This is a genomic window from Microbacterium marinum (genome assembly GCF_014204835.1).
In the GTDB taxonomy this organism is placed as follows: domain Bacteria; phylum Actinomycetota; class Actinomycetes; order Actinomycetales; family Microbacteriaceae; genus Microbacterium; species Microbacterium marinum.
In genome coordinates, this window is sequence record NZ_JACHMD010000001.1 from 1,037,436 (window position 1) to 1,061,748 (window position 24,313).

Annotated in this window: 24 protein-coding genes; 10 read left to right on the plus strand and 14 right to left on the minus strand. The window is 69.1% G+C overall.

The window, feature by feature from the left end; all coding sequences use genetic code 11:
• The first annotated feature begins 12 nt into the window (after positions 1-12).
• The gene (gene glpK / locus BKA24_RS04985) at positions 13-1,530 is read left to right on the plus strand and encodes a glycerol kinase GlpK (RefSeq protein WP_184215754.1); all 1,518 of its coding nucleotides are present in this window, start codon (positions 13-15) and stop codon (positions 1,528-1,530) included.
• Positions 1,531-1,597: 67 nt separating this feature from the next.
• Here the strand turns inward: glpK and BKA24_RS04990 are convergent, their stop codons facing one another.
• Both BKA24_RS04990 and BKA24_RS04995 read right to left on the minus strand, forming a co-directional pair.
• Positions 1,598-2,461, minus strand: a complete 864-nt coding sequence (locus BKA24_RS04990) for an Fpg/Nei family DNA glycosylase (RefSeq protein WP_184215756.1) — start codon at positions 2,459-2,461, stop codon at positions 1,598-1,600.
• Between the two features lie 43 nt (positions 2,462-2,504).
• On the minus strand, positions 2,505-3,062 hold the full coding sequence (locus BKA24_RS04995) for a GNAT family N-acetyltransferase (RefSeq protein WP_184215758.1): 558 nt from the start codon (positions 3,060-3,062) through the stop codon (positions 2,505-2,507).
• 268 nt (positions 3,063-3,330) lie between these two features.
• Here BKA24_RS04995 and BKA24_RS05000 point away from each other — a divergent pair, with 268 nt between their 5' ends.
• Complete coding sequence (locus BKA24_RS05000) at positions 3,331-4,170, plus strand: DUF559 domain-containing protein (protein WP_343065940.1); 840 nt, start codon at positions 3,331-3,333, stop codon at positions 4,168-4,170.
• Positions 4,171-4,323: 153 nt separating this feature from the next.
• Here BKA24_RS05000 and BKA24_RS05005 read toward each other — a convergent pair whose 3' ends face one another.
• From BKA24_RS05005 to sdhC, 8 genes are read right to left on the minus strand one after another with little or no spacing between them, the layout of a single operon-like run.
• Entirely contained in the window at positions 4,324-4,773 is a 450-nt protein-coding gene (locus BKA24_RS05005; RefSeq protein WP_184215762.1) for a hypothetical protein, read from the minus strand.
• Positions 4,766-5,770, minus strand: coding sequence for a tryptophan--tRNA ligase (gene trpS, locus BKA24_RS05010; protein ID WP_184215764.1), 1,005 nt, complete (start codon positions 5,768-5,770; stop codon positions 4,766-4,768). The genes BKA24_RS05005 and trpS overlap by 8 nt, the downstream gene beginning before the upstream one ends.
• A gap of 47 nt (positions 5,771-5,817) precedes the next feature.
• Entirely contained in the window at positions 5,818-6,657 is an 840-nt protein-coding gene (locus BKA24_RS05015) for an exodeoxyribonuclease III (RefSeq protein ID WP_184215766.1), read from the minus strand.
• A gap of 10 nt (positions 6,658-6,667) precedes the next feature.
• Positions 6,668-7,831 carry a YhjD/YihY/BrkB family envelope integrity protein gene (locus BKA24_RS05020; RefSeq protein WP_184215768.1) on the minus strand — a complete coding sequence of 388 codons (1,164 nt, stop codon included), beginning with the start codon at positions 7,829-7,831 and terminating at the stop codon, positions 6,668-6,670.
• A gap of 19 nt (positions 7,832-7,850) precedes the next feature.
• Positions 7,851-8,618, minus strand: a complete 768-nt coding sequence (locus tag BKA24_RS05025) for a succinate dehydrogenase iron-sulfur subunit (protein WP_184215770.1) — start codon at positions 8,616-8,618, stop codon at positions 7,851-7,853.
• On the minus strand, positions 8,618-10,444 hold the full coding sequence (gene sdhA / locus BKA24_RS05030; protein WP_184215772.1) for a succinate dehydrogenase flavoprotein subunit: 1,827 nt from the start codon (positions 10,442-10,444) through the stop codon (positions 8,618-8,620). The genes BKA24_RS05025 and sdhA overlap by 1 nt, the downstream gene beginning before the upstream one ends.
• 49 nt (positions 10,445-10,493) lie before the next feature.
• Complete coding sequence (locus BKA24_RS05035) at positions 10,494-10,958, minus strand: succinate dehydrogenase hydrophobic membrane anchor subunit (RefSeq protein ID WP_184215773.1); 465 nt, start codon at positions 10,956-10,958, stop codon at positions 10,494-10,496.
• Complete coding sequence (gene sdhC, locus BKA24_RS05040) at positions 10,958-11,392, minus strand: succinate dehydrogenase, cytochrome b556 subunit (protein WP_184215775.1); 435 nt, start codon at positions 11,390-11,392, stop codon at positions 10,958-10,960. The genes BKA24_RS05035 and sdhC overlap by 1 nt, the downstream gene beginning before the upstream one ends.
• 254 nt (positions 11,393-11,646) lie before the next feature.
• On the opposite strand from sdhC, the gene BKA24_RS05045 reads away from it, so the two are divergent.
• The 8 genes from BKA24_RS05045 (at position 11,647) to BKA24_RS05080 (ending at position 21,088) form a co-directional block, all read left to right on the plus strand.
• Positions 11,647-12,762, plus strand: a complete 1,116-nt coding sequence (locus BKA24_RS05045) for a mannose-1-phosphate guanylyltransferase (protein ID WP_184215777.1) — start codon at positions 11,647-11,649, stop codon at positions 12,760-12,762.
• A gap of 163 nt (positions 12,763-12,925) precedes the next feature.
• The gene (locus BKA24_RS05050) at positions 12,926-14,050 is read left to right on the plus strand and encodes a BMP family lipoprotein (RefSeq protein WP_184215779.1); all 1,125 of its coding nucleotides are present in this window, start codon (positions 12,926-12,928) and stop codon (positions 14,048-14,050) included.
• Between the two features lie 105 nt (positions 14,051-14,155).
• Positions 14,156-15,670 carry an ABC transporter ATP-binding protein gene (locus BKA24_RS05055; RefSeq protein WP_184215781.1) on the plus strand — a complete coding sequence of 505 codons (1,515 nt, stop codon included), beginning with the start codon at positions 14,156-14,158 and terminating at the stop codon, positions 15,668-15,670.
• Positions 15,667-16,980: an ABC transporter permease gene (locus tag BKA24_RS05060; RefSeq protein ID WP_184215783.1), complete on the plus strand. Its 1,314-nt coding sequence runs from the start codon at positions 15,667-15,669 to the stop codon at positions 16,978-16,980. Before BKA24_RS05055 ends, BKA24_RS05060 begins: the two co-directional genes overlap by 4 nt.
• The gene (locus BKA24_RS05065) at positions 16,977-18,263 is read left to right on the plus strand and encodes an ABC transporter permease subunit (RefSeq protein WP_184215785.1); all 1,287 of its coding nucleotides are present in this window, start codon (positions 16,977-16,979) and stop codon (positions 18,261-18,263) included. The genes BKA24_RS05060 and BKA24_RS05065 overlap by 4 nt, the downstream gene beginning before the upstream one ends.
• A 2-nt stretch (positions 18,264-18,265) precedes the next feature.
• On the plus strand, positions 18,266-18,664 hold the full coding sequence (locus BKA24_RS05070; RefSeq protein ID WP_184215787.1) for a cytidine deaminase: 399 nt from the start codon (positions 18,266-18,268) through the stop codon (positions 18,662-18,664).
• Positions 18,661-19,953, plus strand: a complete 1,293-nt coding sequence (locus tag BKA24_RS05075) for a thymidine phosphorylase (protein WP_184215789.1) — start codon at positions 18,661-18,663, stop codon at positions 19,951-19,953. The genes BKA24_RS05070 and BKA24_RS05075 overlap by 4 nt, the downstream gene beginning before the upstream one ends.
• 19 nt (positions 19,954-19,972) lie before the next feature.
• Complete coding sequence (locus BKA24_RS05080) at positions 19,973-21,088, plus strand: adenosine deaminase (RefSeq protein ID WP_184215791.1); 1,116 nt, start codon at positions 19,973-19,975, stop codon at positions 21,086-21,088.
• A 95-nt stretch (positions 21,089-21,183) separates the two neighbouring features.
• Here the strand turns inward: BKA24_RS05080 and BKA24_RS05085 are convergent, their stop codons facing one another.
• From BKA24_RS05085 to BKA24_RS05100, 4 genes are all read right to left on the minus strand, one after another.
• Positions 21,184-21,987 carry a hypothetical protein gene (locus BKA24_RS05085; RefSeq protein ID WP_343065941.1) on the minus strand — a complete coding sequence of 268 codons (804 nt, stop codon included), beginning with the start codon at positions 21,985-21,987 and terminating at the stop codon, positions 21,184-21,186.
• Positions 21,988-22,199: 212 nt separating this feature from the next.
• Positions 22,200-22,640 carry an alpha/beta hydrolase gene (locus BKA24_RS05090; protein WP_184215794.1) on the minus strand — a complete coding sequence of 147 codons (441 nt, stop codon included), beginning with the start codon at positions 22,638-22,640 and terminating at the stop codon, positions 22,200-22,202.
• Positions 22,637-23,800 carry a mannitol-1-phosphate 5-dehydrogenase gene (locus BKA24_RS05095; RefSeq protein ID WP_184215796.1) on the minus strand — a complete coding sequence of 388 codons (1,164 nt, stop codon included), beginning with the start codon at positions 23,798-23,800 and terminating at the stop codon, positions 22,637-22,639. Before BKA24_RS05095 ends, BKA24_RS05090 begins: the two co-directional genes overlap by 4 nt.
• Complete coding sequence (locus BKA24_RS05100; RefSeq protein WP_184215798.1) at positions 23,797-24,237, minus strand: PTS mannitol transporter subunit IIA; 441 nt, start codon at positions 24,235-24,237, stop codon at positions 23,797-23,799. The genes BKA24_RS05095 and BKA24_RS05100 overlap by 4 nt, the downstream gene beginning before the upstream one ends.
• Positions 24,238-24,313 lie beyond the last annotated feature (76 nt).

Here is a 24,313-nt window from a genome sequence, read left to right on the forward strand (position 1 = left end):
CAAGGAAGTCCCATGGCTGACTACATCATCGCAATCGATCAGGGCACCACATCCAGCCGCGCGATCATCTTCGACCACGGCGGCTCGATCATCGCCACCGGCCAGAAGGAGCACGAGCAGATCCTGCCGCGCGCCGGCTGGGTCGAGCACGACGCCCTCGAGATCTGGCGCAACGTCCAGGAAGTGATCGGCATCGCGCTCGCCAAGGCCGATCTCACCCGCCACGACATCGCCGCCGTCGGCATCACCAATCAGCGCGAGACGGCTGTCGTCTGGGACAAGCGCACCGGCCAGCCCGTGTACAACGCGATCGTCTGGCAGGACACTCGCACGCAGGCAATCGTCGACCGGCTCGCCACCGAGGGCCTCGGCACCGAGCGGTACAAGGGCATCGTCGGGCTGCCGCTGGCGACCTATTTCTCGGGCACGAAGATCGCTTGGATCCTCGAGAACGTCGACGGCGCCCGCGAGCGCGCGGAAGCCGGCGACCTCATCTTCGGCACCACCGACACCTGGGTGTTGTGGAACCTGACCGGCGGCACCGACGGCGGCGTCCACGTCACCGACGTGACCAACGCATCGCGCACCCTCTTCATGGACCTCGAGACACTGCAGTGGCGTGAGGACATCCTCGCGGACTTCGGCGTGCCGCTGTCGATGATGCCCGAGATCCGCTCCTCGTCCGAGGTGTACGGCACCGCGGAGGACTCGTCGCTGCTGCGCGAGACCCCTATCGCTGGCATCCTCGGCGATCAGCAGGCCGCGACATTCGGCCAGGCCGCGTTCGAGAAGGGCGAGAGCAAGAACACCTACGGCACCGGCAACTTCCTGATCTTCCAGACCGGTGAAGAGATCGTTCACTCCCGCAACGGACTGCTGACGACCGTCGGCTACAAGCTCGGCGACCAGCCCGCTCGGTACGCACTGGAAGGATCGATCGCCGTGACCGGATCGCTCATCCAGTGGTTGCGCGACCAGGTCGGCTTGATCTCATCGGCGCCCGAGGTTGAGAAGCTCGCGGCATCCGTCGAAGACAACGGCGGCGTCTACGTCGTTCCCGCGTTCTCGGGGCTGTTCGCGCCGTACTGGCGCCCCGAGGCGCGCGGCGCGATCGTCGGCCTCACCCGGTTCGCGAACCGCGGGCACATCGCCCGCGCCGCGCTCGAGGCGACCGCGTTCCAGACGCGTGAGGTTCTCGACGCCGTCAACGCGGACTCCGGCGTCGACCTCGAAGAGCTCAAGGTCGACGGCGGCATGACGGCCAACGACACGCTCATGCAGTTCCAGGCCGACATGCTCGGTGTGCCCGTCGTCCGCCCGGTCGTCGCGGAGACGACGGCACTCGGCGCCGCGTACGCTGCCGGTCTCGCCGTCGGCTTCTGGTCTGACCTCGATGAGTTGCGCGCCAACTGGCAGGAGGACGCTCGCTGGGAGCCCAGCGACGACGTCGCTGAGCGCGAGCGTCAGCTGCGGCTGTGGAAGAAGGCCGTCACCAAGTCGTTCGACTGGGTCGACGACGACGTCAACTGAGCCCACCCGCGAGCGAACGCCCCGCCGCCCGGTTTCGACCGGCGGTGGGGCGTCGCAGCGTCCGCCGCTACTTGAGCAGTCGCGACAACCGGCGATCAGCGAGCACCTTGCCACCCGTCTGACACGTTGCGCAGTACTCGAGGCTGTTGTCGGCGAAGAAGACCGAGCGCACTTCGTCGCCGCACACGGGGCACGCCTGCCCGCGTCTGCCATGGACAGCCATGCCGCGTCGCTTCGCGTCCTTGAGGTCTGCGGGCGGCTTTCCGGATGCCGCGGTCACGGCCTCCGTCAGCGTGTCACGGGTCGCGGCGTAGAGCCGATCGACGTCCTCGTCGCTCAGCGTGGCGGCGAGGGCGTACGGCGACATCTTCGCCGCGTGGAGGATTTCGTCGGAGTAGGCGTTGCCGATGCCCGCCACGATGGACTGGTCGCGCAGCACGCCCTTGATCTGCGTGCGCCGCCCGGCGAGGAGTGCCGCGAGGGTGTCGCGTGTGAACGCGGCGTCGAGCGGATCAGGCCCGAGCCTGGCGATGCCGGGGACGTCGGCGGGGGATCGGGCAGCGTAATACGCGAGTGACTTCTTCGTCCCTGCCTCGGTGAGATCGAACCCCGACCCGTCGTCGAACGCGACACGGAGCGCGATCGGGGTCTTGCCCGGGCGGATGATCGTCGACGGCAGTTGGTCGTACCAGCGCAGCCAGCCCGCCTTCGCGAGGTGGAAGATGAGGTGGGCACCGGCATCCGTCTCGAGGTCGACGAACTTGCCGTGCCGCTGCGCCCCCGTCACCGTCGCGCCCGTCATCGCGTCGATCGGGGGGTCGTACGTCTTCAGCGCGGCGATGTTCGCGACCGACACCTTCGTGACGGTCAGTCCCGTCGCGCGCTCGCGGAGGAAGTCGACCAGTCCCTGCACCTCGGGCATCTCAGGCATGCGGTCATCCTGCCACCCCGGTCCGACGGCGGTGAGGGGGTTGTCAGATCACCGGCCAGGGCACCGGGGTGCGGTCGTCGGTCGGCAGGAGCCCTGCGATCCAGCCGTCGTGGCGTCCGCGGGGGTCGTTCAGACCCTGCCGGAGGAGGCCCTCGTACCGGAAGCCGAGCTTCTGAGCGACGCGCGCCGACGGGACGTTGCCGACGATCGCGCGCCACTGGATGCGCGCGAGCCGGAGCGGTTCGGCGAAGCCCGCGTCGATCACGGCGGTCGCCGCCTCGGTGAGGTAGCCGTGGCCGCGGGCCGCGGCATCCATCCAGAACCCGATCTCGGCGGACCCCTGCCTCTCGAACCGGTGCAGCCCGATCATGCCGATCCAGCGGCCCTCGGTGCGGATGCCCCAGGTGAGCTCGCTCTCCTCGTCCCACCAGGCGGCCGCCTTGGCGATGAACTCCTCGGCGTCGCGACGCTCGTACGGCGCAGGGAGCGTCGTCCACCGCGGCACCTCCGGGTCCTGCGCCGCTGCCGTGATCGCGTCGACGTCGGCGTCGGTCGGCACCGACAGTTCGAGACGCTCCGTCCGCAGGGTCACCGGTTCCATCCTCCGACCCTATCCACGCACGTGCCGTCCTCCGGATCTCCGCGTCCCGCGCAGAGGCTGGCCCCCGTTCCGTAATCAGTCCGCAGGCAGCGCGACTCTTCACCGAGCGCCGACGACGCGGCACAGCTCGCGCCTTCGGTCGCCGATGGGACTGAATACGGAACGCGGCGCCGCCAACCTTTCCTCCCTGGCCCGTCGAATCAGCTCGCCATCCACACCGCGCCACCGTCTCGTCCCGCCCCGGAGAAGGATGCCGGACAGTGGCGGGGTGTTCGACGTGTGGACGACTGCCGACCTGCGAGCCGCGGGGCTGTCCGCCCGAGACATCCGCGTCGCGCTCGCGAGCGGCCGGCTCATCCGGACTCGGAGGGGTCATTACGTGGCCGGCGAAGCGCCCGTGGCTCTGCGTGTTGCCGCGCGCGTCGGTGGACGACTGGGATGCACGTCCTTGCTGGCAGCCCTCGGGGTGTTCGTCTTCGACAGCTCTCAGGTCCACGTGCACATGGAACGTGGCGACAGCCGGATGCGGGGGATCAGCAGTCGGCGGCTCGAATCGCCGGAGCGGCGCAGCGTGGTCCTGCATTGGCGGCGATTCGTCGAGCCACCGGCATCCGGCGCCGTGCATGTGCGGGACGCGCTGCTCAGCGCCGTCCGATGCCAGAGCCCTCGTCACGCCGTAGCCACACTCGACAGTGCGCTTCATCTCCGCTTCATCTGCGCTGCCGACCTCGGTGATGTCTTCGCCGCGTTGCCCCAGAGGTTCCTTTCTCTCCGACCGCTGCTCGACGGTCGGGCCGAATCGGGCACAGAGACGCTCGTTCGTCTGATGGTGCGAAGCCTCGGCCACTCCGTCGAGCCTCAGGTGACGATCGCAGGAGTCGGTCGAGTAGACCTGCTCGTCGACGGTTGGTTGGTCGTCGAATGCGACAGCCGTGAGTTCCATGCCTCGTGGGAGCAGCGACGCATGGACCTGCGGCGCGACCGACAGCTTGCTGCGCTCGGATACAGCGTGCTGCGGCTCACCGCGGACGAGATCCTCTACCGTCCCGACCTCGTGATCGCCGCACTGCGAGGCGTGCTGGGATCGAGCCGTCGGCCGACCTCCTGACAGCCTCGCAGGCGGGGGGACGCCCGGCGTTCCGAATTCAGTCCGGGCGGCTGGCTTGGGGCCACCCGCCGCCGCCGATCGGCGGAAGGACGCAGCGGCGCGCGGCGACGAGACTGAATACGGAACGCTCGTCGAGGCAGAGCGCCCCCGGCGTCAGCCCTCGGGGTGCTGCTGGATCCAGACGGCCATCGCGGCCAGGTTCGCCAGCGGGGCCATGGCGCCGATCGCGGGGGCGTCGAATACCATCGAGGCGACGCCGGCTTCGGCGTAGGAGGCCACCCATCCGGCGGCATCCGGCAACGGCACGGCCAGCAGCCTGCCGGTCTCCTCGGGCGGGATGCCGAAGCCCGCCGCAGCGGCCTGTGCACGCTCCGGTGTCGAGAAGGCGAAGATCGCCGGACCCTGCTCGGTCGAGGCGGCGAACGGCGTGGGCTCCTGGTCGGTGCCGCGGGCGATGAAGATCCACTTCTCGAGCGCGAACACCGCCCGCCACAGGCGTTCCTGCGCGGCGCGGTCGTCGGGCGCGGCCATGGACGGGCCGGCCGCCGCGTCGATCGCGGCGACGATCTCCGGCGCGGGGCTGAGCCTCGGTTCCTCAGACACGTCGCAGCAGTCCGAGCTTGTCGTACACGTCGTTGAGGGTGCGGTCGGCGACCTCGTCGGCGCGCGCCGCGTTGGCGGCGAGCACCCGGTCGAGCTCCGCCGGGTCGTCGAGCAGTTCGAGCGCCCGCTCGCGCACGGGACCGAACTCCGACACCACGACCTCGGCGAGGCCCTTCTTGAAGTCGCCGTAGCCGCGGCCGGCGTACTCGTCCTCGATCGAGGGGATCTGCCGCCCCGTCAGGGCGGCGTAGATCACGAGCAGGTTCGACACCCCGGGCTTGGCCTCGCGGTCGTACCGGACGACACCCTCCGAGTCCGTGACGGCGCGCATGACCTTCTTCGCCGACTTCGACGGGTCGTCCAGGAGCCAGAGCACACCGGCATCCGATTCGGCGGACTTCGACATCTTGGACGTCGGGTTCTGCAGGTCGTAGATGCGGGCGGTGTCCTTCTGGATCACCGGCATCGGCACGCGGAACGCCTCGCCGTAGCGTCCGTTGAAGCGCTCCGCCAGCGTGCGGGTCAGTTCGACGTGCTGCTTCTGGTCGTCGCCGACGGGCACGATGTCGGTCTGGTACAGCAGGATGTCGGCGGCCATGAGGATCGGATACGTGAACAGACCGACGTTCGTGGCGTCGGTGCCGTAGCGGGCCGACTTGTCCTTGAACTGGGTCATCCGGTTCGCCTCGCCGAAGCCGGTGACGGTCGACAGAACCCAGGCGAGCTCGGCGTGCGCGCGCACGTGCGACTGCACGTACAGCGTGGACTTGGACGGCTCGATGCCCGCGGCGATGTACTGCGCCGCCGTCCGCCGGGTCTTCTCGCGCAGTTCGGCGGGGTCGTTCGGCTGGGTGAGGGCGTGCAGATCCACGACCGAGAAGAACGCCTCGTACGACTCCTGCAGGTCCCGCCACTGCATGAGCGCCCCGATGTAGTTGCCGATCTGGAGGGAGTCGGCGGAGGGCTGCATTCCGGAGTACAGGCGGGGTTTGCTCACCCTACGATCCTACGCGCGAACGGATGCCGCGCCCCTCGCCGCCGGCTTCAGCCGCCGAGCGTGTAGTCGGCCACGACGGGCGCGTGGTCGCTCCAGCGCGTGTCCCAGGAGGGCGCCCGGACGACGTGGTAATCGGTCGCGCGGGTGGCGAGTTCGGCGGTCGCGAGGTGGTAGTCGATGCGCCAGCCGGTGTCGTTGTCGAACGCCTTGCCGCGGTTCGACCACCACGTGTACGGCCCGTCGATCTCTCCGGCGAACGAGCGCCCGACGTCGACCCAGCCGAGGCCGCGACCGCTCTCGCCGTCCACGGTGGTGACGGTCTCGCCCGCGGGCGCGGTGAACCGATCGAAGTACGCCCGCTCGCGGGGCAGGAACCCGGCCTTCTTGACGTTGCCCTTCCAATTGCGGATGTCGAGCTCGCGATGGCCGACGTTGAGGTCGCCGGTGATGAGCGCGAGGTCGCCGAGGTGCGGCATCCGCTCTTCCATCGCGTCGAGGAACGCGTATTTCGCGGCCTGCTTCTCGGTACCCGCCTCACCCGTGAAGACGTAAGCGCTGACGACGGTGAGGGTCTCGCCCTCGACCTCGACGTCGGCCTCGACCCAGCGCCCCTTCGAGTCGAGTGTGTCGTCGCCGAGCTCGATGCGCCAGACGTCCAGCGGCTCGCGGGCGGCGATGGCGACGCCGGCGCGCCCCTTCGCGAGGGCTTCGTCGTTCACGACGTGCCAGCCGGGCAGGGCGGCGGCGAGATCGGATGCCTCGGCCCGCACCTCCTGCAGCGTGAGGATGTCGACCTCCGCCGTTTCGAGCCAGCCGTGCATGCCCTTCCGGGCGGCGGCGCGGATGCCGTTGACGTTGACGGAGGCGATGCGGACGGTTCGAGGCACGCCTTTCAGCCTAAGCGGGGCCGCCGACACCGGTCGTGCCGCGGGTCTGCGCGAGCAGGTCCTCGGCGCGGCGCAGGTCCCGGCGCGCGCCGGGGCGTTCCCACCAGCGCGCGCGGGCGAGCGCCGACCGGGCCTCGCGCACGCCCGCCTCGACGACCACCCGTAGCGCTTCGCGCTCGGCAGCGCGCTGCTGCTCGGCGGTCGGGGGCGCGAGGGGGATGTCGGCATCCCGAGCCGCGACCCCGATCCAGGATGCCGCGACGAGCATCACGATCCCGGCCAGACGCAGCCACAGCAGCAGACCGACGACGACGGAGAAGGTGGCGAGCAGGGGGTTGGTGGGGGAGTAGGCGGCGAGAAAACCGAAGCCCAGCTGCAGGAGCGCGAGCGCCGCGCCGCCGGCGGTCGCCCCGGGGATGATGGAGCGCCACGGCAGCGAAGTCCCGGTGAGGAAGCGGATCAGCAGCGTCAGAGCGGCGGAGTTGAGCGCGACGCTGACGACGACCGACCCGATCCGGCTGGCGAGTTCGGCGGCCGATGAGGGCACGTCGACCTCCAGCCACCGCAACGCCTGCGTCAGAACACCGCCGGCGACCAGCCCCAGGCCGGCGCCGAGGACGAGCGCGGCGCCGAACAGGATCGCCGCGACGAGGTCGCCGAGTTTCAGCAGCACGAAGCTACGGGTGTCGAACGGCAGCCCGAAGATGTCGCGGACGGCCCGTCGGGTGAAGGTGACGAACCCGATGGCGGTCCACACGGCGACACCGAGGGCGATCGTTCCGGTGACGGCGAGCAGGCTGCCGCTGTCGCGGGCGATCGACGCCACATCGTCGGGATCCACGGGCCCCGCCTCACCGATGAAGCCCGGGATGTAGGAGTTGACGACCCGGATGAGGCCGTCGATCGCCGCCTGCGACCCGCCGAGCCACAGGCCGACCACGGCGAACGCCGAGTACAGCGTCGCGAAAAGCGCGAACAGGGACTGGTAGCTGATGGATGCCGCCAGCAGGAAGCCGTTGTGCCGCAGGAAGTGACGCCAGACCCGCACCGGGAACCAGCGGAGGGTCCGTCGGGTGACCGCGCCGGCACGCTCGATGGGCTGGTCGAGGCGCTCGCGCAGACGAGACGCCTCCCACCGCTCGCGCAGGGGAGGCGTCTGGTCGTCCGAGGTCACGCCTCGAGGCTATCGGGGGTCAGCCGCGCAGGACCGCCTGCTTCACCTCGGCGATGGCCTTGGTGATCTCGATGCCGCGGGGGCACGCCTCGGTGCAGTTGAAGGTCGTGCGGCAGCGCCAGACGCCCTCTTTGTCGTTGAGGATGTCGAGGCGCACGTCGCCGGCGTCGTCGCGCGAGTCGAAGATGAAGCGGTGCGCGTTGACGATCGCGGCGGGGCCGAAGTACTGGCCGTCGGTCCAGAACACGGGGCACGAGGACGTGCACGCCGCGCACAGGATGCACTTGGTGGTGTCGTCGTAGACGGCGCGGTCGGTGATCGACTGGATGCGCTCCTTGCCCGGCTCGGGGGTGGAGTTCGCCTGGAGGAACGGCTGCACGTCGCGGAAGGACTCGAAGAACGGGTCCATGTCGACGATGAGGTCCTTCTCCAGCGGCAGGCCCTTGATCGCCTCGACGTAGATCGGCTTCGAGATGTCGAGGTCCTTGATCAGCGTCTTGCAGGCGAGGCGGTTGCGGCCATTGATGCGCATCGCGTCGGAGCCGCAGATGCCGTGCGCGCACGAGCGGCGGAAGCTCAGCGTGCCGTCGACGTCCCACTTGATGCGGTGCAGCGCGTCGAGCACACGGTCGGTCGGGTACATCTCCACGTCGTAGTCGACCCACCGCGGCTCGGTGTCGGTCTCGGGGTCGAAGCGACGGATGATGAAGGTGACCAGGTACGACTGGATGCCGGAGTCGTTCGACTCCTGCGGAGCGGCAGGTGCGTCGGGGGCGACGAGGGTCATCAGTACTTCCTCTCCATCGGCGGGTAGTTGAACTCGCCCTTGTCGTTCTTGGTGAACACGACGGGCTTCCAGTCCAGACGGATGTGGTCCTCGGGGTTCGCCGAGTGCGGGTCGCCCGTGAGGTAGGCCATCGTGTGCTGCATGTACTTCTCGTCGTCGCGGTCGGGGTAGTCCTCGCGCATGTGGCCGCCGCGGCTCTCCTTGCGGTTGCGTGCGGCGTAGGCGACGATCTCGGCGATGTCGAGCAGGAAGCCGAGTTCGACGGCCTCGAGGAGGTCGGTGTTGTACCGCTTGCCCTTGTCGTCGACGTGGACGTTCTTGTAGCGCTCGCGCAGGTCGTTGATGGTCCCCATGACGTTGGTCAGGGTCTCCTCGGTGCGGAACACCTGGGCGTTCGCGTCCATCTCGTCCTGGAGCTTCTTGCGGAGGGTGGAGATCCGCTCGGTGCCGGCGTTGTTGCGGAGTCCTTCGATCATGTCTCGGACCTCCTTCGCCGGGTCTTCGGGAAGCGGCACGAAGTCGGCGGTCTTCACGTACTCGACGGCCTGGCGACCCGAGCGCTTGCCGAAGACGTTGATGTCGAGCAGCGAGTTGGTGCCGAGGCGGTTGGCGCCGTGCACGGACACGCAGGCGCATTCGCCGGCGGCGTACAGCCCGGGGACGACCGTGGTGTTGTCGGCGAGGACTTCACCGTTGTTGTTGGTCGGGATGCCGCCCATCGCGTAGTGCGCGGTCGGCATGACCGGCACCGGCTCGACGACCGGGTCGACGCCGAGGTAGGTGCGGGCGAACTCGGTGATGTCGGGGAGCTTGGTCTCGAGGACCTCCGCGCCCAGGTGGGTGCAGTCGAGGTAGACGTAGTCCTTGTTGGGACCGGCGCCGCGACCTTCGAGCACCTCTTTCACCATGCAGCGGGCGACGATGTCGCGCGGGGCGAGGTCCTTGATGGTGGGGGCGTAGCGCTCCATGAACCGCTCGCCCGAGGCGTTGCGGAGGATCGCACCCTCGCCGCGGGCGCCTTCGGTGAGAAGGATGCCGAGGCCCGCCAGGCCTGTCGGGTGGAACTGGAAGAACTCGATGTCCTCCAGCGGCAGTCCCTTGCGCCACACGATGCCGACGCCGTCGCCGGTGAGGGTGTGCGCGTTGGAGGTCGTCTTGAAGATCTTGCCGAATCCGCCCGTGGCGAAGATGACGGCCTTCGAGTGGAAGACGTGCAGGTCGCCGGTGGCGAGCTCGTACGCGACGACGCCGGCGATCTGCGTCTGACCGAGCGCGTCCTTCACCGTGATGAGGTCGAGGGCGTAGAACTCGTTGAAGAAGTTGATGCCGAGCTTGACGCAGTTCTGGAAGAGCGTCTGCAGGATCATGTGGCCGGTGCGGTCTGCGGCGTAGCAGGCGCGGCGCACCGGGCTCTTGCCGTGGTCGGCCGTGTGGCCGCCGAAGCGACGCTGGTCGATCTTGCCGTCCGGGGTGCGGTTGAAGGGGAGGCCCATGTTCTCGAGGTCGATGACCGCGTCGATGGCTTCCTTCGCGAGGATCTCCGCCGCGTCCTGGTCGACGAGGTAGTCGCCGCCCTTGACGGTGTCGAAAGTGTGCCACTCCCAGGAGTCCTCTTCGACGTTGGCGAGCGCCGCCGCCATGCCGCCCTGCGCCGCACCGGTGTGGCTGCGGGTGGGGTAGAGCTTGGTGATGACGGCCGTCTTCGCGCCGGGGCCGGCCTCGATCGCAGCGCGCATGCCCGCGCCGCCGGCGCCGACGATGACGATGTCGAACTGGTGGTAATGGACGCCGTCCTTGACGACGGTGTCCGCAGTCTGCGTGCTCACGTGGGGATTGCCTCTGTTCTGTCCGTGTGCGTGCCGGGGCGTGACCGGCTCAGCCCTGTGCCTTGCAGGCCTCGGAGAGGATGCTGGCGTCGCTGAGGTTGGGGATGCAGGGGTCGAAGGTGAAGACGACGAGCGTGCCGAGCAGGATCATGAACGCGGCGACCGCCCAGAGGGCGACGACGAGGATCCGTCGGACCTTCGCGTTGCTGACGTAGTCGTTCACGATGGTGCGCATGCCGTTGGTGCCGTGGATGAACGCGAGCCACAGCATGGCGACGTCCCACCACTGCCACAGCGGGTTGGCCAGCTTGCCGGCGACGAAGGCGAAATCGAGGCCCGAGATGCCGTCGCCGACCATGAGGTTGGAGAAGAGGTGGCCGAAGATCAGCACGATGAGCAGCACGCCAGAGACGCGCATGAAGACCCAACCCCACTTCTCGAGGTTCGGACCCTTCTTGCGGATGGAGGCCTTGCCCTGCGGGGTGCGCGGCGGGACGAGGGTGTCGGCGGTCATCAGCGGCCACCTCCCATGTGAGAGAAGACGTTCGGAAGGTGACGGGCCGAGAACCCGATGAGGGTGACCGCCCACACGGCGAGGACGCCCCACCACAGCTGGCGCTGGTGGCGGGTTGCCCACGGCCACAGGTCGACGGCGATGATGCGGAGCCCATTGAACGCGTGGTAGACGATCGCGCCGACGAGGGCGACCTCGCCGATGCCCATGATCGGATTCTTGTACGTGCCGATCACCGCGTCGTATGCGTCGGGCGCGACACGGATCAGTGCCGTGTCGAGCACGTGGACGAGCAGGAAGAAGAAGATGGCGACGCCGGTGATGCGGTGCAGCACCCACGACCACATACCCTCGTTGCCGCGGTACAGCGTTCCGCGCGGGGTTTTGGACGTGGTCTCAGCTACCGACGGTGTGACGCGTGCTGGTGCAGACACGGTCGTCCTCCCTTGGGTGAGATTGGACGCTCTCGGTGCGGCGAAGACTGCGGCATCCCGGGGAATGTCGCCCTCGTCGCACGCGGGCGCACCCTCCATCCTATGGCCGGATCAGGGGGTGGGCGACGAAGGTCACCCTTACAACGGAGGGGGCCGGGTCGGTGAACGGGAGCCGCCGCCGACACACCGCCGACCGCGCCGCCCCGACCCGCCCGCGAGACGTCCCCGACACACGTCCCCGGTAGGGTTCGACCATGGTCGACGACATCCCGGACTTCTACGCCGTCATCCCCGCAGGCGGGGTCGGTTCCCGTCTCTGGCCGCTCTCGCGCGCCGACGCCCCGAAGTTCCTCCACGACCTGACCGGCGCGGGTCACTCGCTCCTGCGGGAGACCTGGAACCGTCTGGAGGCGCTCACCGGTCCCGACCGGATCGCCGTCGTCACCGGTCGGGCGCATCGCGCCGCCGTCGAGGACCAGCTCCCCGGCATCGCCGACAAGAACGTGATCCTCGAGTCCGAGCCGCGCGATTCCGCCGCGGCCATCGGCCTTGCCGCGGCCATCCTGCACCGGCGGCATCCCGACGTGATCATCGGATCGTTCGCGGCTGACCACGTCATCCGCGGCACGCGGGTGTTCGAGTTCGCGGTGCGTGACGCCGTCGAGGTTGCCCGCGAGGGGTACATCGTCACGATCGGGATCGCGCCGACCGAGCCCGCGGTCGGCTTCGGGTACATCAAGCGCGGCGGCGAGCTCATCGTCGACGGTGCCCGTGACGCCTCGCTCGTCGAGCGCTTCGTCGAGAAGCCCGACCTCGAGACGGCCAAGGAGTACGTGGCCGACCGCTCCTACCTCTGGAACGCCGGCATGTTCATCGCCCGCGCCGACGTCCTGCTCGCCGAGATCGAGGCCAACAACCCCGCCCTGCACGCCGGGCTGCTCGAACTCGCCGAGGCCTGGGACGACCGTGAGCGGCGCGGCCCCGCCGTCGACCGCATCTGGCCGCGGCTCGAGAAGATCGCCATCGACTACGTCGTCGCTGAACCCGCGGCCGAGAAGGGCAAACTCGCCGTCGTTCCCGGCCACTTCGACTGGGACGACGTCGGTGATTTCGCGAGCCTCGCCAAGCTCAACTCGAACGCCCGAGGCAACGACCTCGCGATCCTCGGAGAGAACGCCCGTGTCCTCTCCGACGCGGCGAGCGGGATCGTCGTGTCGCAGACCAGCCGCGTCATCAGCATCATCGGGGTCAAGGACATCGTCGTCGTCGACACCGACGACGCGCTCCTGGTCACGACGGCGGAGCACGCTCAGCGCGTGAAGAGCGTCGTCGATGCGCTGAAGGTGACCGGTCGCGGCGACGTGCTCTGACCCTCCGCGGGGCGTGCCATGCGCCCGCGCGTGTCGCCTACATTGCGGCTTTGTAACCATTGGCCGCGCGCCGTGCGCTGGGGCTACGCGGGGGGCGTAACGGGAGGTAACTTTTCACAATGCCCCCGCGAGATCCGCGGGGCACATCAATGTGGAGGCTGCATTGACCATCTCGACCACCAACAAGCTCCTCGGCGTCGCCGGCGCCGCCGCGCTGCTCGTCGCGCTCGCCGGCTGCGGCACCGCGCCCCAGGCTGCTCCGACTGACGCCGCACCCGACGTGGACGTCGTCGACGGCTTCAAGCCCTGCCTGATCTCCGACGAGGGCGGCTGGAACGACAAGTCGTTCAACCAGTCCGCCAAGGAAGGCATGGACTCCGCCCTCGAGGAGCTGGGCGTGGAGGGCATCGAGCTCGAGTCGACCACCCCGAACGACTACGCGCCGAACCTCGAGCAGCTCGTCTCCGAGGGCTGCACGTTCATCGTCTCGGTCGGCTTCAACTTGTCGGCCGCGACGGTCGAGTCCGCCAACGCGAACCCCGAGATCGACTACGCGATCATCGACGACCTCGCCGACAACGACTTCGACGGCACCACCGACGCGCCCAACATCAAGCCGCTCGTGTTCAACACGGCGGAAGCGGCCTACCTCGGCGGCTACGCCGCGGCGGCATGGTCTGCGGAGACCGGCGTGAACAAGGTCGGCACCTTCGGCGGCATGCAGATCCCGTCCGTCGCGGTCTTCATGGACGGCTACGCGCTCGGCGTCGACAAGTACAACGAGGACAAGGGCGCTTCGGTCGAGCTCTTCGGCTGGGATGTCGCAGGCCAGGAGGGCGCCTTCACCGGTGGCTTCGCCGCCAACGACACGGCGAAGCAGACCGCTCAGAGCGTGCTCGACCAGGGTGTCGACGTCATCCTCCCCGTGGGCGGCCCGATCTACGAGAGCGCTGCAGCGGCGATCGCCGACGGCGGCTCCGACGTGAAGATGCTCGGTGTCGACTCCGACCTCGCTGCCAAGGACGACTCCGTCGCCGACATCACGCTGGTGTCGATCATGAAGGCCATCGACGTCGCCGTCCACGACGCCACCGTCGAGGCCGCCGGCGGCGAGTTCGAGGTCGCGCCCTACATCGGAACGCTCGAGAACGAGGGCGTCAAGCTCTCCGGCTTCGGCGCCTTCGAGTCCGAGCTCCCCGAGGGCCTCGCGGACGAGCTCACCGCTCTCCAGGACGCCATCATCGCGGGTGACATCACGGTCGAGTCGAAGAACTCGCCCAAGCAGTAATCCCACTCACGATCGGGGCGGGCAGCGTGTGCTGCTCGCCCCGATCGCCGTGTGCGGTCCGTTCCGCCCTCCCTGTCCATGGGCGGTCGAAGATAAGGTTCAACTATGAAGCTCGAGCTCCGGGGAATCACAAAAAGATTCGGAAGCCTCGTCGCGAACGACAGCATCGACCTCGTCGTGCAGCCTGGTGAGATCCACGCTCTGCTCGGCGAGAACGGTGCCGGCAAGTCGACGTTGATGAACGTCCTCTACGGCCTGTACCAGGCCGACGAGGGAGAGATCCTCCTGGACGACGCCGTCCAGCACTTCCGGGGGCCCGGCGACGCTATGGCATCCGGAATCGGCATGGTGCACCAGCACTTCATGCTCATCCCCGTCTTCACCGTCGCCGAGAACGTCATGCTCGGCAACGAGGAGACCAAGGGGCTCGGCCGCCTCGACCTCGCCGCAGCCCGTCGGCACGTCCGCGACGTCGCGGACCGGTTCGGCTTCGAGATCGACCCCGACGCGCTCGTGGGCGACCTCCCCGTCGGCGTGCAGCAGCGCGTCGAGATCATCAAGGCCCTCTCCCGGGACGCCAAGGTCCTCGTCTTCGACGAGCCGACCGCCGTCCTCACCCCGCAGGAGACCGACGAGCTGATGGCCATCATGCGCCAGCTCAAGGACGAGGGCACCGCGATCGTCTTCATCACCCACAAGCTCCGGGAGGTCCGCGAGGTCGCGGACCGCATCACCGTCATCCGCCTCGGCAAGGTCGTCGGCGAGGCCTCGCCCACGGCCACGAACGCCGAGCTCGCCTCCCTCATGGTGGGCCGTGCCGTCGAACTCACCGTGCAGAAGACCCCGGCCTCGCCGCAGAGCGGCGGACTCGAGGTGCGCGATCTGCGGGTGCTCACCCCGTCGGGTCACGTCGTCGTGAACGACGTGAGTTTCGACGTGCGCCCCGGCGAGGTGCTCGCGATCGCGGGCGTGCAGGGCAACGGCCAGACCGAGATCGTCGACGCGATGGTCGGCCTCGCCGGTCGCACCGAGGGCTCCATCCGTCTCAACGGGGTGGAGCTCGTCGGCAAGAGCGTTCGTGCGATCCTCGACGAGGGCGTCGGATTCGTGCCCGAGGACCGGAAGGAAGACGGCCTCGTCGGCTCCTTCTCGGTCGCCGAGAACCTGATCCTCGACCGCTCGGCAGACCCCGCCTTCGTGAGCGTGGGGACCATCCGACGCAACGTGCTCGACGAGTTCGCGCGGGAGCGGATCCGCGAGTACGACATCCGCACCCAGGGTCCGGACACGCCGGCCGGCACCCTGTCGGGCGGAAACCAGCAGAAGGTCGTCATCGCGCGGGAGATGAGCCGTGAACTGCGGCTGTTCATCGCCGCCCAGCCCACCCGCGGCGTCGACGTCGGCTCCATCGAATTCATCCACAAGCGGATCATCGAGACACGGGATGCCGGCGTGCCCGTCGTCGTCGTCTCGACCGAGCTCGACGAGGTGACGGCCCTCGCCGATCGGATCGCGGTCATGTACCGCGGTGCGATCGTCGGAATCGTCCCCGCCGACACACCCCGCGACACGCTCGGCCTCATGATGGCCGGCGCGACCGACCCGGAGGTTGCCGCATGAGCGGAACGACACCCGGGGCAGACGACACCGCGCGCAGCCTGCCCAGCGAGCAGCTGCCGCACGCGTCCGGCCCCCTCACCGGTGGCGAGGTGCCCGCCGCGCCCCGCACCAACGTGTTCATCAAGGAACTGCTGCGCGGGAGCGCGGTGACGACGGCGCTGGCCATCGTCCTCGCCCTCCTCGCGGGCGGCGTGCTCATCGCCGCCACGAACGACGACGTGCAGGCTGCCGCCGGCTACTTCTTCGCCCGTCCCACCGACACCCTCGTCGCCATCTGGAACTCGGTCGTCGGGGGATACGCCGCATTGTTCCGCGGCGCGGTGTTCAACCCGAACGCCGCCGACTTCCTGACGCAGATCCGCCCGCTCACGAACTCCCTCGGGTTCGCGGCTCCGCTGATCGCTGCCGGCCTCGGTGTCGCCCTCGCCTTCCGTGCGGGCCTGTTCAACATCGGCGCCCGCGGCCAGATGCTCGTCGCCGCCGGATTCGCCGCGCTCGTCACCTTCAACGTCGACCTGCCGATGGCGCTCCACCTGCCGCTCACCCTGGCAGCCGGCATCCTGGGAGGAGCCCTCTGGGGCGGAATCGTCGGGCTCCTCAAGGCGCGCACGGGCGCACACGAGGTGATCCTCACGATCATGCTCAACTACATCGCGTACTACCTGCTGGTGTGGATGATCCGGACACCAGGCCTGCTGCAGAAGCCCGGCACGAATCAGCCGATCTCGGCCGCGACCCCCGAGTCCGCGCAGTTCCCGCAGCTCCTCGGCCCGCAGTTCCCCCTGCTCGACTGGGGGTTCATCATCGTGGTCCTCGCCACCCTGCTCATCTGGTGGGTGATCGAGCGCTCCAGCCTGGGCCTTCGAATGCGCGCGGTGGGGGAGAACCCGCACGCCGCGCGCGCCGCCGGCATCAGCGTCGAGCGCATCTACATCTACGCGATGCTGTTCGCGGGCGGCCTCGCCGGCCTCGCAGCGATGAACCAGATCCAGGGATCGGTGACCACCGGCTTCAGCGGAACGATCGACGCCGGCATCGGCTTCGACGCGATCACCGTCGCTCTCCTGGGCCGCAGCCGTCCATGGGGCGTCTTCGCCGCCGGCATCCTGTTCGGCGCCCTCAAAGCGGGCTCGTTCGCGATGCAGGCGCAGGGAATCCCGGTCGACATCGTCCTCGTGGTGCAGTCGCTCATCGTGCTCTTCATCGCGGCCCCGCCGCTGCTGCGCACCGTGTTCTTCCTGCCGAAGACGGACGCCGAGAAGGCGGCCAAGGCCCGAGCCAAGGCCGCGAAGAAGGCGGTGACCGCGTGAGCTCCCTCGCCCCGACAACCACGTCCGACGGGACGATCCACCTCGCGACCGTCAAGCAGCGGCGCCTCAAGCTGCCGATCGTGCTCGTCGCGATGACGGCGCTCCTTGCGCTGCTGTTCCTCACCGCGCCGCGCTCGGGCACGAGCACCTTCCGCCTCGGCGACCCGGCATCCTCCATCGCGCTGCCCGACGTGGGCATCCCCACCGGCCCGACCTCGTGGATCGTGCTGCTGTTCGTGGCGGCACTGGCCGCCTGGGCGTTCTGGGACGCCTGGTCGTACCGCCGTGTGCAGCTGTGGCTGCCCGTCGTGTTCAGCGTGCTCGCCGTGTTCGCGTTCCTCGTGTGGGCGGCGGCCGGCGGCCGAGTGCCCGTGACCGGTCTGCTCGCCGGTGCGATCTCGCTGTCCGTGCCCCTGGTCTTCGGTGCCCTCGGTGGGGTCATCGGTGAGCGGGTCGGTGTCGTCAACGTCGCGATCGAGGGGCAGCTGCTGCTCGGCGCGTTCTCGGCGGCGCTCCTGTCGAGCATCACCGGCAACCCCTTCGTCGGCCTCATCGGCGCGATGATCGGCGGGGTGCTGGTCGCCTTCGTGCTCGCGGCATTCGCGATCAAGTACCTCGTCGAGCAGGTCATCGTCGGTGTCGTGCTGAACGTGCTCGTGACCGGCCTCACCGGATTCCTCTACGGCGCGCTCCTCGTCCCGAACGAGAACGAGCTGAACTCGCCCATCCGCTTCACGCGACTCGAGATCCCGCTCCTCAGTGAGATCCCGATCATCGGACCGGTGCTGTTCAACCAGACCTTCATCGTCTACCTCATGTTCGTCACCGTCGCCGTGGTGGCGTGGGGGCTCTATCGCACCCGGTGGGGCCTGCGCCTGCGCGCCGTCGGTGAGCACCCGCAGGCGGCGGACACGGTGGGCATCAACGTCAACCGTCTCCGCTTCTGGAACGTGTCGCTCGCCGGCGCGATCGCCGGAATCGGCGGGGCGTACTTCACCCTGGTCTCCGTCCCGCAGTTCGGCAAGGAGATGACCGCCGGCCTCGGCTTCATCGCCCTCGCGGCCGTCATCTTCGGACGCTGGGACCCCATCCGCGCGGCCCTCGCCGCGCTGCTGTTCGGGTTCGCGACGAACCTTCAGAACCTCCTCACGGTCCTGAAGACGCCGATCCCCAGCGAATTCATGCTCATGCTGCCGTATGTGGTGACGATCCTCGCGGTGGCCGGCTTCGCCGGTCAGATCCGCGGGCCCGCCGCCTCCGGCAAGCCGTACATCAAGGGATGACCGTGACCGACATCGACTGGGACGAGCTGCGAGCCGCAGCCGTCGACGCCATGGAGAAGGCCTACGCGCCATATTCGCGATACCGCGTGGGCGCCGCCGCGCTCGTCAGCGACGGCCGCATCGTGACCGGATGCAACGTGGAGAACGCCTCCTACGGCGTGGGCCTGTGCGCCGAGTGCGGGCTGGTGGGAAACCTGCACATGACCGGCGGGGGAGAGCTCGTCGCCTTCGTGTGCGTCAACAACGACGGTGAGACGATCATGCCGTGCGGTCGCTGCCGCCAGCTCCTGAACGAGTTCGCCCTGCCGGGGATGCTGCTGGAGACCGTCTCCGGCATCCGCACGATCGACGAGGTGCTGCCCGACGCCTTCGGGCCGCGCGACCTGGAGGCTGCCCGATGACCGCCGTAGAGCCGTTCGACGCCGTCGACGTCATCCGCACCAAGCGCGACGGGGGCGCGGTCGCCGAGGACGCGCTCCGCTGGATGATCGACGCCTACACGCGCGAGTACGTGGCCGACTCGCAGATGGCGGCCTTCGCGATGGCGGTGCTGCTCAACGGCATGTCCCGCGACGAGATCCGTGTGATGACCGACGCGATGATCGCATCCGGTGAGCGGATGAGCTTCGCCGGCCTCGGCAAGCCCACCGTCGACAAGCACTCCACCGGCGGCGTGGGCGACAAGATCACCCTCCCGTTGGCGCCCCTCGTGGCGTCCTTCGGCGTCGCCGTGCCGCAGCTCTCCGGTCGTGGGCTCGGCCACACCGGCGGCACCCTCGACAAGCTCGAAGCCATCCCCGGGTGGCGGGCCGCCCTCTCCAACGACGAGATGATCGCGCAGATGCGCGACGTCGGCGCCGTCATCTGCGCCGCAGGTTCCGGCCTCGCCCCGGCCGACAAGCGGCTCTACGCGCTCCGCGACGTGACGGGAACCGTCGAGGCGATCCCGCTCATCGCATCGAGCATCATGTCGAAGAAGATCGCCGAGGGCACCGACTCGCTCGTTCTCGACGTGAAGTTCGGGTCTGGCGCCTTCATGCGTGATGTCGACAAGGCGCGTGAGCTCGCGCGCACGATGGTCGCCCTCGGCACCGACTCCGGCGTTGCGACCACTGCGCTGCTCACCGACATGATCACGCCGCTCGGCCTCGCCATCGGCAACGCGAACGAGGTGCGCGAATCGGTGGAGGTGCTCGCCGGCGGTGGCCCCGCCGACGTCGTCGAACTGACCGTCGCACTCGCACGCGAGATGCTCGCTCTGGCCGGCCAGCCCGACGCAGACGTCGAAGAAGCACTCCGGGACGGTCGCGCGATGGATTCGTGGCGACGGATGATCGCCGCGCAAGACGGCGACCCCCATGCGGCGCTGCCGACCCCGCGCGAGACGCACACCGTCACCGCGGACGCCGCCGGTGTCGTCACCCGCCTCGAAGCGCTGCCCTTCGGCGTCGCCGCCTGGCGACTCGGCGCCGGGCGTGCCCGCGCCCAGGACCCCGTCATCCACGCGGCAGGAATCGACCTGCACGTGAAGCCGGGCGACATCGTCTCCGCCGGACAGCCCCTGTTCACCCTTCTCGCCGACGATGAGAACCGGTTCGCCCGGGCCGCGGAGGCGCTCGAGGGTGCCTGGGAGATCGGCGCCGAGGCACCGGCATCCACCCCGCTCGTCCTCGAGCGCATCACCGCCTGACCAACCGAGGGAACCCCACATGGCTATCGATCAGCACGGCGACGCGAAGCTCCAGGGCGTCTCGATCCGCTCGCTGCCCAAGGTGTCGCTGCACGACCACCTCGACGGCGCGCTGCGCCCGCAGACGATCATCGAGCTCGCCGAGGAGGCCGGGATCGAGGTCCCCGCCGCGGCGGCGGACGACCTCGCCGACTGGTTCGAGGACCAGGCCGACTCCGGCTCGCTCGTCGAATACCTCAAGACGTTCGACCTGACGATCGCCGTCATGCAGACCCGCGACGGGCTCCGTCGCGTGGCCCGCGAATTCGTCGAGGATCTCGCCGCAGACGGCGTGATCTACGGCGAGGTGCGCTGGGCGCCCGAGCAGCACCTCGCAGGCGGGCTCAGCCTCGATGAGGTCGTCGACGCCGTGCAGGAGGGTATCGAAGAGGGTGAGGATGCCGCTGAGGCCGGCGGCCACGACATCCGCGTCGGCCAGCTGATCACCGCGATGCGTCATGCCGACCGGTCGCTCGAGATCGCGAAGCTCGCCATCGCCCACCGTGGTCGCGGTGCCGTCGGATTCGACATCGCCGGCGCCGAGGACGGATTCCCCGCGTCGAAGCACCGGGAGGCGTTCGAGTATCTGGCTTCGGAGTTCTTCCCCGTCACCGTCCACGCGGGGGAGGCGGCCGGGCTCGACTCGATTCGCTCCGCGCTCATCGACGGTCGCGCGCTCCGGTTGGGGCACGGCGTCCGCATCGCGGAAGACCTCGACGTCATCGAGGAGAAGGGCGACGAGGTGCAGGTGCGCTTCGGCAGCCTGGCGCGGTGGGTGCGCGACCGCGAGATCCCGCTCGAGCTGTCGCCCTCGTCGAACCTGCAGACCGGCGCCGTGGCCGCGTGGGGCACGAAGCTCGAGGACCACCCGTTCGACCTGCTGTACCAGCTCGGCTTCGCGGTGACCGTGAACGTCGACAACCGGACGATGAGCCGCACGTCTCTGACGCGGGAGCTGAGCCTGTTGGCGGACACCTTCGAGTACACGCTGGACGACCTCGAGGCGTTCCAGCTGAACGCGGCGGCCGCCGCGTTCCTGACGGTCGAGGAGCGCGAGGAGCTCATCGAGCTGATCGCCGAGGGCTTCGCCGGCTGACGCGGCGGGCTCGGCGCTGCGCCAACTCCTCAGTTACATCTCGGCACCGGCTTGCTTCCTGGCCTCCCCAGAGCGAACCGGCTGACCTTGAGGAGTTAGCGCCGGGGCCCGTGCGAGAGGGTGCCCGCCAGGAACTGACGCACCTCGTCGCGACGGTGGAAGATGTCCTCGGCGAGCGGACGCACCGTCGTGTAGCCCTGCGCTGCTGCGGCCAGGTCGCGACGTCTGCCGCGGCGCTGCTGATCCCAGCCTTCATGATGAGCGCGGCTGTCGCATTCGACGATCAGCCAGCCGTCGACGACGAAGTCGACCCTTCCGACCCCATCGATCGGCACCTGGACCTCGATCGTGCAGTCGAGGGTGCGGAGCACGAGGCGCATGAGGCTCTCCGCGCCGGACTCCGAGCGGCCGTCGAGCAACCGACGGAGGTGGCCGAAACGTCGTGGCAGGCGCCGGAAGACGGCATCGAGGCCCGCCTCATCGAGGATCCCGAGGTGAAGGGCGCTGTCGAGAGTGGCGATCGCCGACCTCGGTTCCTGACATCGACAGGCCTGCGCGAGCGCCTCGACGGGGTTCACCACAAGGCTCCGTGACGAGGTGTCGCTCGACCGCCAATGACGGACGACGTCGTCCGGTGGGCGGGGGAGTCGACTCGACCCGACTGGCGCATGGATGTGCAGCCGTGCGGAGGTGAGCACGAACACGCCCAGCAGTCGAAGAAGGGACACGCAGTCCAGCTGGCATCCCAGCCGAGCGGCGGCGAGGAGCGCCGGATCAGCGGATCCCAGGACGTATCGCCCGCGCCGGACGCGCACAATGCTGCCGCGGCTGACGGCCGACTCGAGCCGAGCCCGACTGAGACCCAGCTGCTCGGCGGTCATCCATTCGTGAGCGTTCACACGGAGAGCATCCGTGCCCGGGCGACGGCTCGTCGTTCAAAGTGGGATGACGGGGGAGTTGCGGTTCGCTTGCAGTCGTGTGGAGAAGCCGGCGCCGGGTCGTGGTCGTCACCGCGCAGCAACTCCTCAGAAGCGGTGTCTCAGCTCGCGCGTTGCGCCCTGTCGGCGTCCTGACGACCAGATCTGAGGAGTTGCTGCCGCCCACCGGCGCGCTAGAGGCGGGGGAGGAGCCCCGCGACGGATGCCGTGATCTCGGCCGTCATGTCGGCGTCCTCGATCGAGGGTGTGCCGTCGCCGGCCTGGGGGCCGTAGTCCCCGAACGAGGCGTGCGCGGCACCGGCCACCTCGACGAACTGTGCTTCGGAGGGCAGGAGCGGCGCGGCATCGCGGATCTTCTCAGGGGTCGACAGGCCGTCCTCGGAGCCTGAGATGCTGAGCACCGGCAGCACGACGTTGCCGCCCGTGTCGGATGTGGCGATGCGGTCGTCCTGACGAACCTCGTCCCACGCGCCCGCCTCGGCATCCATCACACCGACCTGACTCCAGATGACGATCCCGACGACGGCGGCGACCAGCAGCCCGACCACCGTCAGGACCGCGAGCGAGACGACACGGCGGGCGCGCGACCGAGGCCGCCTCCGCTCGGCGGTCACGCGCGATACACGCCGAGGTCGGTCTGCCGCTGGGCGACCGCCTCCTGCACGCGCGCGAAGAGCGGGTGCGATGCGTCGAGCCCGGTGACGGATGCCGTGAAGGCCGCGGCATCGTCCGTCCGGATCCGCTCCTGCAACTCGACCGCCTGCGGGTCCGCAGCGTCCTCGAACCGCAGCGCGGCCGCGATCGCGCCGACGAGACCTTCCACCGGAAGCCCTCGCTCGGCCGCGCCGGCAGCCGGGCCGATGAAGCGCTCATGGCGGGAGAGTTTGCGAAGCGGCTGGCGACCCACCCGCTGCACCGTGTCGGGGAGTGCATCGTTCGAGAAGCGGTCGAGGATCGTGGACCGGTACTCGGCAAGCTCGGCGGCGTCGAGGCCGTGCACGGCCGTCAGTAGCCCGGACGTCTCTTCAAGCGCCTGCTCGACCTTCGCGCGGATGCCGGTGTCGGCGAGTGCGTCGGAGATGCGGGTGATCCCGGCGACGTAACCGAGATAGGCGGTGGCCGCGTGACCGGTGTTGACCGTGAAGAGCTTGCGTTCGATGTACGGGGCGAGGTCGTCGACGAAGTGCGCGCCGGGGATATTCGGTCGGTCGTCGCCGAAGGGGCCCTGCTCGATGGCCCATTCGAAGAACGGCTCGACCGTCACGTCGACGCCGGCACCGGCGGGCTGCCCGGGGACGATGCGGTCGACAGCGGTGTTGGCGAACACGGCGCGAGCGGAGAGGTCACCCCACGCGTCGCCGGCGAGCTTCTCGATCTCGCCGCGCAGCGTGTCGGTCGCGCCGATCGCGTTCTCGCACGCCATCACCTGAAGCGGCTTCGCGTCGGCGCCGCGGCGGGTGAGCCCTTCGAGGATGTGCGGTGCGACGAAGGGGAGGATTGTGGGACCGACGGCGGTCGTCACGACGTCGGCGCCGGCGATCTCGTCGGCGACGCCGTCGGGGTCGGCCTGGCTGTTGATGGCGCGGAAGCCCGTGACCACCTTGTCGGAGCCACCGGCCCCCACTTCGTGGACGGTGTACTCGGAGACTCCGTTGATGGTGTCGACGAGGGTGGGGGCGACGTCGGAGAAGACGAGGTCGTATCCGCCCTCGTGCAGCAGAAGGCCGACGAAGCCGCGCCCGATGTTGCCGGCGCCGAAGTGAACGGCTTTCATGCCTCGTTCACCGTCGCGAGCAGGCGGTAGAGGTCTTCGGGGGTCTGCGCGGCCTTGAGCTTCGCGACTTCCTCGTCCTCGGAGAAGAGGAGGGCGATCTGCGACAGGATCTCGAGGTGCTCGTCGCCCTTGCCGGCGATGCCGACGACGAACGTGACCGGCTCGCCGCCCCAGTCGACGCCGCCGTCGTAGCGGACGAAGGACAGGGCCGAGTCGAGGATCGCATCCTTCGTCTCGTTGGTGCCGTGGGGGATGGCGAGCTCGTTGCCCATGTAGGTGGACACCGCGACCTCGCGCTGCTGCATCGCGTCGAAGTAGGCGCTGGTGACGGCTCCCGACGCCTCGAGGATGTCGGCGGCCTCCTTCATCGCCTGCTCTTGGCTCACTGAGCCGGAGTGGATGCGGATCTGACCGAGGGTGAGAACTTCGCGAGCCATGGTGTCCTTCTTCCGTGTCGTGCGTGTGAGAAAACGGGCTGCGGGGCCGGGACCATTGTCTCCGACCCCGCAGCGG